This window comes from Mesorhizobium sp. B283B1A, from assembly GCF_020165735.1.
Lineage (GTDB): Bacteria > Pseudomonadota > Alphaproteobacteria > Rhizobiales > Rhizobiaceae > Mesorhizobium > Mesorhizobium opportunistum.
Map to the genome: position 1 here is coordinate 1 of NZ_JAIUIQ010000081.1, position 8,697 is coordinate 8,697.

An 8,697-nucleotide genomic window follows, 5' to 3' on the forward strand; every position below is an offset into this window, starting at 1 on the left:
AATGACGGATATTTTTCACGAAATTCGGCAAGGACGATTTCGCAGGAACGAAGCATTTGCATGACATCGCTCGACATGTTGACGTTCGTCATCCGGTAACCGACAAGGTACTGAGGCACGAGGCGAAATTCGTAATTTTCCGCTATCCTTAGGCACATTAGAAGATCCTCGCAGCCTTGTGCGTTCCTGGCTCGCAAGGACGGATCGAATTGTCCCACCCGCTCGAATGCGGAGCGACGTAGGAGCATCGAACTTCCGTTGCCGACCAGGTTTTGTCTGCACATGCGCTGGAGAACGTGACCTTCGGCGTCAGGCTGATGGCGCAGCGAGAATACCCGACCATCCTGGTCGATATGCGCAAACCAGCAATATGCCAAGCCGGCCGAGGAGCCACCTTCCCGCAAGGCGCGCAATTGCAGTGCGATTTTCGAGGGAGCCCAAAGATCATCTGCGTCGACAAACGCCAGAAACTCCGCGTCCGTGGAAGCCGCGCCGCGGTTGCGAGCGTGCGCAACGCCGCCATTCGACTGCCCTATGAGGCGTATACGTCGATCTTTCTCGGCATAGGAGGCTACAATTGATGGGGACTCGTCCGTCGAACCATCGTCCACCACGATAATGTCCAATGCCTGGTAGGTCTGCTGGCAGATGCTGGTCAGGGTGGAGCGAATGGTTCGCTCGGCATTGAACATAGGGACTATGACGCCAACCGTGGCTTTGTCCTGGATCATCGGCGACTTCGTTTTCTCCCCCCGGAACGGTAAAAACGGCTGTGCTGCCATGCTGTCAGTACTGCTCTTCAATGATCGGCGAATTCGCGGCGAAAATTACTCGGGCGTTCCCAGCCGCCTCACCAGGAATTGCGATCGCGACAAAATCATGTCGAAATCCAAGAAGCAGGCGCGAGATCCATCGCGCTCAATCGCTGTTTCATTAGCTTTTCCTGATTAATCCAGTCAACCCACAGGCTCGGATCGGCGACTCCTGATCGTGACGCTGTTCGGGCGGACCCTGTGAGGGCAGGGCCGGGGAGTCGAGCGGCACTGCCGGACGCCGGGGAACTATCGCTTCTGGTTCATTGGAGACGGCAAGCCACTCGCGGCTTCGTCAGCGCCTAGTCCAGCCATGCATGGCGAGTTCTCCCGGATGTTCGTCCCATCATCGCAATTCATGCAAAGAAGATCGTTATCGCGTGAGGTAGGTCCATGCAAATCAATAACGCAAGATCTCACGCCCTAGCCAGGCCTAGTGTGCACAGGCAGCTTATATAACTTCCGTTCAAAACTGCTTCCTTCTGGAATTTCAAGACAGAGCCTTGCTGGATCAGGGAACGCTGGATGATATTTGCCGATCTTGTTCACGCTGACCCGAAATTGAAGACTTACCCGCGAACTTATGCAGAATGGTGAGATGGGTGACTCAAGCGGGCTCATATGATATATATGAGCTGTTGCTAAATTAGCGCTGCCACTTCGTGCTGACTTTGGCAAGGATCGCGCGGAACGTACACTGCAAGCCAACGGGATTGGGCCAAAACCGGCTCCGGGATGTTGAGGTGATGAATATGGCTGTTGCCGAAGCTTTTGTGCCAACTGAGTTACTCAATGACGCTGGCCATCGCGCACGACCGGTTTTCACCTCAAGGGGGAGACACTCAAGGGGGAGACAGATGACAGATGACGCCGATGCAACGTTGGCGCGGGCACTTACGCAAGAGTTCCTGGTCGCATGTGAATTGCCGTCTTCGATCGATTCCTATGAGCTCTTCGCGAAGAAGGTCATCGCGGCTGCACGGGCGCGGGATGAAAGATGGGAAGATATTTCATCTGCGCCCAAGGACGGAACCAGGATTCTCGTGCTTTGCCCCCATGCGCGCATCTTTTCGGATATTCATATCGACTGGTGGTCGGATGGCCCCGGCAAGCCGCGCTGGGCGCAGTCAAGCCCGAACGAGCAACCGAAGTTCTGGCGTGAAATCCCAGCCGGGCCGGGGCAAAGTCACGACCTACCCGTAGGAAAACGCAACCGCCGTCGCTGATTGTGGGCTGCTACAGATCCTCCCGACGTTTCTCGTAAGATCCGGCGCGAGTTCCACAATGGTATGGAGGCCATCGTCCTCGTTCCCGCCGGCTGCAACCCTCGCCCGACGATATCAGCCACGAGAGGCTGCAACTGGCTTGCGTTTTGGGCCTGTAGCTCGGCGTCACCGACGCAATGGGTCGCACGGTCGAGCTGCGACGTGGCCCTCTTGGCGTCTCCGAAGACGTTGGCTGAGACTGGGGCTGATGACACTGGTGCGCTCGTAAGCTTGCTCAGCAGAGATAGAAGAGCATCGCGCCACCTAGCGCGCTGAATGGCAGCTATCCAGCTCACTGAGGACGATTGGAATAGACCAGCCGGTTACCGATGTTCCCGCACGCTCCTCGAGGCACACCCGCAATGGCTAAGCCGTTTGTGTATCAAAGCCACGTGAGCGTCGCGACCGTGGGTATCATCGCGCCGGATAGCCGTATCCAGTTCAGCCAGATCATGCCGTGGAGGCTGCCACCTTCCAGTTGATCGACCATGCAGGCATATCGAAGGCGTGGCCTCAATGATCGTGTAGGACACGGCGAGGCCGCTGTAAGGATGTCCCGAAACGGATCAACCGCGTTTGGCACCGCAATTGCTTGTTCTGAAAGACAAGCGGGATACTTCCTACATGATCGAAAGTGATCCTAAGGTTGGCTGCAATCGATGCAAAGTGCCCCTTACTGGTGTCACTGGGTCTCAAGGGTCCGACCTGTTAGCTTGCCCCAGTTGCGGCCTCTCGGACACTTACGACAATGTCATGCTTGAACTTGATCAGCGCACCGCGGAAGCACTTTCTCGTGCGCTCTGCCAACCCGTCCCGCCAAAGGCGTATCGTTTCGCACTGCTATTTCGGGCAGGGACGAGATAGGCTCAACACAAATATCGACCTCAGAATTGTGCGGTGACAACTGATGATTGGGGGGCCGACACGGCCGGCTGAAGACAACGAACCCCATGCGTTCATGATCGCACAAAACGGACCGAGGTTTTTCGAGCCAACAGTTTCAGGCACGAATAGGCCTCGGCGATGGGTGAGACGCCGAGGCCTGTGGACATGAACGAATCACATGGCATGTCCGCAGTAACGATGCGCCTGAATTCTCCAACAAATGATAAACCGGCATGCAACCTGAACTGGCGGCAAGGGGAGGATCTCGGCTCGGGTATGCGCTTGATATCATCTGGCATCCGCTTGGTCGGCGCCTCTTCAGTGGCGCAGCCTTACTGCCAAGCCGATGCAGAATGCTATGTCGGAGCCAGCCTCTCGCAAGGGTGAGTTCATACGCGTGGTCGATGCCTTGATCGTTCGCCGGTAGGCGTCAAGTTCCAACAACTCTCTGACCGGCAACGGTATTGCCATAGCCCCCAAGGCGCAGTGCCCCTGGTGAGCGTACAGTCCGGCACTACGGTCAGTCCATTCCACAACTTGGATGATGCAGGCATGCAAAGGGACTAGCCCCGTCGTCCCAAGGTTTGATCTATTCAAATTCCCAAGCGATTCACCGCCGAACGGTTTTGCACCCCAGGTCCACGGATTGTGCGTCCTCACCCGTATCGGCAAAACCTCAGTTGTGAATACGTGGGCAAGAGAGTTGTTGCGGGCTCTGTTGTGACTGACCGTTCCTCGCAATTAGACAACCGCCATGACCCCGGCACCACTCGTAGCAGCCTCAATGACAGCGTCATCGACGGCTGGGTGTCGTGTTGGGCTTACAGCTGCAAGGCCTCTATGCCGAATCCGGCAGCAACGACAAGGCAGAGAGTCAGGAGCCAATTGCGATTATATGCGAACCCGAGCAGCAAGCCAAAGGCCACAAAAGCGGCTATTTGCTCGGGTTCCGGTCCAAAGCCTGACACAGGCCGCATCCCGATCGGAACAATCGTCCCGACGACCATGGCAACAAAGGCTAGCCACGCGGCAGTCCGGCAGAACGCCATTACGGGAAGGTCCGCACGTCCCGTTTCAGGTGCGGCCAAACTGCTGGCCACGTGAAGGGTCGCAACCCCAGACGGTTCAAATCCGCGGCAGCTTTTGTTGGCAACGATCAATGCTGCGGGATCCTTCGCAGGATCAGTTCCCCAAAGGCCAACCGCGCGCGACGTCTGCCTGGTGTCGAGAGGTCAGTTGGAGTTCCGGCCTGTCAATGAGCTACAGCTAACTTGGTAGGCGCCGTATGCTGTGTCGGGCTCTTGAATAGGACTAATATGGTTCAAATTCTGACAGCGGCGTGCGCTGTACGTCCGGAGAGAGATTGAAGATGGGAAAAAGGAAGTCACGCACCAGGCCGGGCGGCGACCTGCCCGTTGTGCAGGGCAACAGGCCCAAGGCGATAGCACTTGCCGCCTTGCATCTGAGCGAAGCGCTGTTGCTTGAACTGGAAGCATCCGAGATACTCACGGCCAGAGAAATCAGGGGGGTGCTGAAGGACGCCGCAACGACGCTGCGGAATGCTGCAACGCAAGTGGACAACCGAAGTTGCATGGTGGCGAGTGAGATGGTCGAGGCCATCCGAGAAAGTTTCAAGAAAAGCAAAGCCTGATCCGCGCCCGCCGGGCGCTGTTCGCCAGATTGGCTCCGGCCAACGTAAACCCGACGTCGCTTCCTATTCCAACAGGCGTAGCTAATATAGGCTACTCATCTGCTCGAGCCTGATATACACTAACCCGGGTTGTCAAAAGGAGGGGTTGGTGGGGTTCAATGGTATCTGCATCGCATCCATTTTTGACCGGGAACGAAAACCGTCCCTCATCGACCCGACTTGACGATGATGACAAGGATTACGTCAAAGCGCTCGGCTTCGCGCTGAGGCGGTATCCGGCTGAAACGGCAATCGTTGATCAAGGGCAGCACGCTGCTCGTGTCTTTATAATCGAGTCTGGCTGGGGATGCATATCGCACAATCTGGCCGGCGGTCAGCGTCAGATCCTGGATTTTGCATTGAAGGGCGACGTCGTCCTGCCACACTCTTTCCCAGGAACTGCTCCGGAGACGTTTGTCGCACAGACCGATCTTGCGGTATTCGAGGCATCAACCAAGACGTTTGCGCTTGCAACCGCCAAATCGCCTCGCATAGCTTCCCTATTTCTTGAAACTCTGGTCCATCAGCGGGCGCTTGTCGCTCAACATCTGACAAATGTTGGTCGGCGCAGTGCGTTGACGCGCACCGCACACCTGCTGCTCGAACTGAGGACGCGCTTGGAGCGCGTGGGTGGTGTCGCCCGCAATGGCTATTCTTGCCCGCTTACCCAGTACGACCTCGCCGACGCGCTAGGGCTGACGCCTATCCACGTCAATCGCATGTTGCGAGAATTGCGTGAACGCAAGCTTCTGGAGTTCCGTCAGGGCCATGTCCGGATCCTGGATAGAGAGCGCATCGCCAAGTTTGCAGGCTTCGATGACAGGTATATCGACAGCTGACGCATGTCCTCCCTCTGCATCCCGAGACGGTCCATTTCGGCCACCGCGGCGGTCTATGTGGCCCAGTGCGTCGCGTTTCACAACCCAAATAGCACGAGCCTTTGCCGAGGTTATGCAGGGATACCGGGGCGATCTTCCTCTCGCCAAATGAACTCATTTTTTTACGCTTCTTTAACTTACATTAGTGAGAGCGTACAGTTTCGCTGATAGCCTGCATACGTTGGACGCGTGGCGATGGCGGGGGCCTGGGAACGCACAGTCTGTTATCTTTGACGCGAACAGAAAATCGTTTGCACTATTTCGCTTGTCTCGAAATCCCCGTCTCGCGCCGGTCTCGAACTTGGGTGTTGTTTACGGGTGAGTGGCATGATTACGGCAATTCAAACAGGCACCAAACCGATCCGTGGGCTGGAACTCGTCGGTCAAAAAGGCGGGGCAGGGGCAATACGTCTTCACGGAAAGGCGACTGCCGAAGCCTGTCTGGTTCTGCTCGATGAACGTGTGCTTGACCGGCAATGCCTGGCGCAAAGCTTGACCACTTACCGTGTCGGGAAAGACATCCTGTCATTCGGCTCGATCGATGAATGGCAGTCGTGCGAGAATAAGCCGCCAGTTTCGGCGGTTCTGCTAAACTTGGGAAGCCGCAAGGCCAGTGATGCAAAGACAGGTGACGCGATAGCCGACCTCGTCAAGAAGGCCCATCCCGCCCCAGTTGCGATCTTGGCCGACACTGATGAGCTGGAGCAGATTCTCAAGGCCCTGAGCTACGGCGCCAAAGCATATATCCCCTCATCCCTCCGCTTCGAAATTTGTGTCGAAGCCATAAACTTCGTCATTGCTGGCGGCACATTTGTTCCGGCAAGTAGCCTTGCAGGGCTGCACAAGACCAGTAAGGCTGATGTCGAAATGCCAAGATCTATGGCGAGCGTGTTTACCGAGCGGCAAGAGGACGTTGTCCAAGTTCTCAGACGCGGGAAGGCGAACAAGATAATCGCCCACGAGCTCAATCTTCGAGAAAGTACAGTTAAAGTTCATATCCGCAATATCATGAAGAAGTTGAAGGCAACCAACAGGACTGAGGCTGTCTATATGCTCAACGAGATGTTCCCCGGCGAGAATCATTCGTTGCGAGCGAGTTGAAGCGCTCTTGCGTGTTTATCTAGATTGCCTTGTTTTGGAGAGAGTTCTCAGCGGCGACTCTCGCGAACTACGCTGGCGTAGGTTGTAACTACAGTTCACAAGCACTTCGAGATTTGCGTCGGCTCCGGCTGGCGCGCTTCTCAGAGGAAACCTTGTTGGATATCTGTGTCGCGCCTGAGCGGGCTGCAAGCATAATGACTGGTCGAATTTGCTTTTTTGTATTGAGTGGGGGAGTTGGTTTCGGGCTATGGCCGCTGTCTCGGGAGGACAACCCGAAGCAGCAACGCCGAGATTCCCATCCATCTGATAGCATCGGAGCGGAACGCAGACCGCGTCCGGTCTGACCTTGCCCGAATTGGCCTTTCTGGTGGATGTGCCATCTCCGAACCGATCGGACGCAACACAGCTGCTGCCGTCCCTACTGCGACGCTGCACACGATCGCTTGCCATGGCGAGGGGATTGTTCTCATCGCGCGATCTGATCATGCGATCTCCACCAGCCTGGAACTCTGAGAAACAATCGAGAAGGACGTGCCAGCTGCGGAGGAAGGCAGCGTTGTTGTGTTTGGCCTGCGTCCAGTCGCCCTGAAGCTGGATTTGTCTATATCGAGGCCGGGGCGCCCGCGGCGTGAAATCGACATTCGCAATGTGCTTCGGTTCATCGAGAAACGCGAGCCCGAGGTGGCAAAAAGCTACATCGCCACCCGGCTTATTTTTCTGGAACACAGGCATCTTTCTGCACCGCGCGAGCACCATGCGCGAAGCCTTTCTTCGCCACCGTCCCCGAGATTTGGACTCGCGCTGAAAAAGCCCTGGATGCGGCGACGACAAACGACTCTGGTACCTATCTTCCGCTCAATCTCTATGCGTCAGACCCGGCGACTTCCATTGACTACGCCATTATGGAGAAAGTCAGCAATATCGCTTTGGTACCTGTAAGCTTCACTTGGAGCGACCTTGGCTCCGGGCAGTCATTGCTGGATTCAGGCATGACCGATGAGAGCGGAAATGTGGTGATCGGCGATGTGGTTGCCATAGACTGCGAGAATTCCTGTCTGCGCAGCCGCGGCAGATTGCTGTCGGCAATCGGGTTGAAGAACGTTGCCGTTGTCTCGACAGCCGATGCGAACTTCGTGGCCCCAGTAGCCGAAAGCCAGCATGTAAGGCGTGTTGTCGAGCGGCTTGGGAATGTTAGCTCCTCGAAACCAAGCTCACGCCTTCCCATAATCATGTTCTGCTGCCGGCGCCCGACGCGAGCGTGTTGCACACTTGCTTTCAATGAGCATCGCCGCACTGGTCGACCGTGGGAGTGAACGAACGCTACGGAGGCTTCCACAAGGCGCCGCGCCGCTTGGAGCCATTGAACGCCTTGCACCTGACAGTTCGGACCGCGGATCTAACTAATTGGCTCGCAAAGGACCGTCATAGACCGTTACGGCGCAATCGATCTTGGCTGCGACCACGGGTCTGCGCTTGTCGTCATATACCTGGACAGCCAGCGCGCTCTTCACACCATCATGCCATTCGTCTTGCGCTATGGCCACGAGCATCCTGATGGCGTCGGCCTGCGCCTCGGCAATGCCGAGGTATTCGGTACCTTCTGTGTCGGGCGAGCGTGTTTTGCCGTCCTGGATGTCGAAAAAAAACACGGGCATTAATTGTCTCAACCTTATTAAACTGTGACGTCAAAAATACCGCTCGCCAAGGCGCTTGGGCTGTGCTGGCGCCAGTTCATAAGTCAATTTCCTGACACAGGACAGCAACCGCAGGTGGGAACCAAAACGGAGCTGTGCACAACCCGGCAGATGCTTAATCACAAGATATAAGGCAGCGATATAATTCGTTACCTATCGTTTCAGAACACGTGGGCCAATGTGGCACTCTGCCGACAACGATGCGGCGATCGACCCACCATTAGGAGAGGCTGTTTGTCAGACGAATGAGCAAGAGCTGAGGTTTGTGTGATATTGTCGCCGCTTGACCGATATCTGTTCCAGCCATTTGGAGTTTTCCAGTCTTGACCCCCAGGATCGTCGGCGAGGCCTTGCCCAACAGCTTCGAATTCG

The 8,697-nt window shown here is 56.1% G+C and carries 7 protein-coding genes; 5 read left to right on the forward strand and 2 right to left on the reverse strand.

Going from position 1 to position 8,697, the window contains the following annotated elements; genetic code table 11:
* Positions 1-782, reverse strand: a 782-nt coding sequence (locus LB577_RS32730; RefSeq protein ID WP_224690521.1) for a glycosyltransferase family 2 protein, incomplete at its 3' end; no start/stop codon positions are given.
* Between the two features lie 887 nt (positions 783-1,669).
* On the opposite strand from LB577_RS32730, the gene LB577_RS32735 reads away from it, so the two are divergent.
* The 5 genes from LB577_RS32735 to LB577_RS33595 all read left to right on the forward strand — a co-directional run bounded on the left by LB577_RS32735 (position 1,670) and on the right by LB577_RS33595 (position 7,944).
* Positions 1,670-2,038, forward strand: a complete 369-nt coding sequence (locus LB577_RS32735; RefSeq protein ID WP_224690522.1) for a hypothetical protein — start codon at positions 1,670-1,672, stop codon at positions 2,036-2,038.
* A gap of 2,287 nt (positions 2,039-4,325) precedes the next feature.
* The gene (locus LB577_RS32740; protein ID WP_023776717.1) at positions 4,326-4,613 is read left to right on the forward strand and encodes a hypothetical protein; all 288 of its coding nucleotides are present in this window, start codon (positions 4,326-4,328) and stop codon (positions 4,611-4,613) included.
* A 158-nt stretch (positions 4,614-4,771) separates the two neighbouring features.
* A complete protein-coding gene (locus LB577_RS32745) occupies positions 4,772-5,491 on the forward strand; it encodes a Crp/Fnr family transcriptional regulator (RefSeq protein ID WP_023776718.1) in 720 nt (239 codons plus the stop codon).
* 366 nt (positions 5,492-5,857) lie between these two features.
* Positions 5,858-6,631 carry a response regulator transcription factor gene (locus tag LB577_RS32750; RefSeq protein WP_023769453.1) on the forward strand — a complete coding sequence of 258 codons (774 nt, stop codon included), beginning with the start codon at positions 5,858-5,860 and terminating at the stop codon, positions 6,629-6,631.
* 989 nt (positions 6,632-7,620) lie between these two features.
* Positions 7,621-7,944, forward strand: a complete 324-nt coding sequence (locus LB577_RS33595; RefSeq protein ID WP_411969367.1) for a hypothetical protein — start codon at positions 7,621-7,623, stop codon at positions 7,942-7,944.
* An 87-nt stretch (positions 7,945-8,031) separates the two neighbouring features.
* Here the strand turns inward: LB577_RS33595 and LB577_RS32755 are convergent, their stop codons facing one another.
* On the reverse strand, positions 8,032-8,286 hold the full coding sequence (locus tag LB577_RS32755; RefSeq protein ID WP_224690523.1) for a DUF6894 family protein: 255 nt from the start codon (positions 8,284-8,286) through the stop codon (positions 8,032-8,034).
* Positions 8,287-8,697: the final 411 nt, after the last annotated feature.

Bases quoted from the DNA above. Each gene is read 5' to 3' on its own strand.
- LB577_RS32735 (WP_224690522.1), top strand. From the start codon at position 1,670: ATGACAGATGACGCCGATGCAACGTTGGCGCGGGCACTTACGCAAGAG.
- LB577_RS32745 (WP_023776718.1), top strand. From the start codon at position 4,772: ATGGTATCTGCATCGCATCCATTTTTGACCGGGAACGAAAACCGTCCC.
- LB577_RS32750 (WP_023769453.1), top strand. From the start codon at position 5,858: ATGATTACGGCAATTCAAACAGGCACCAAACCGATCCGTGGGCTGGAA.
- LB577_RS33595 (WP_411969367.1), top strand. From the start codon at position 7,621: ATGACCGATGAGAGCGGAAATGTGGTGATCGGCGATGTGGTTGCCATA.
- LB577_RS32755 (WP_224690523.1), bottom strand. From the start codon at position 8,286: ATGCCCGTGTTTTTTTTCGACATCCAGGACGGCAAAACACGCTCGCCC.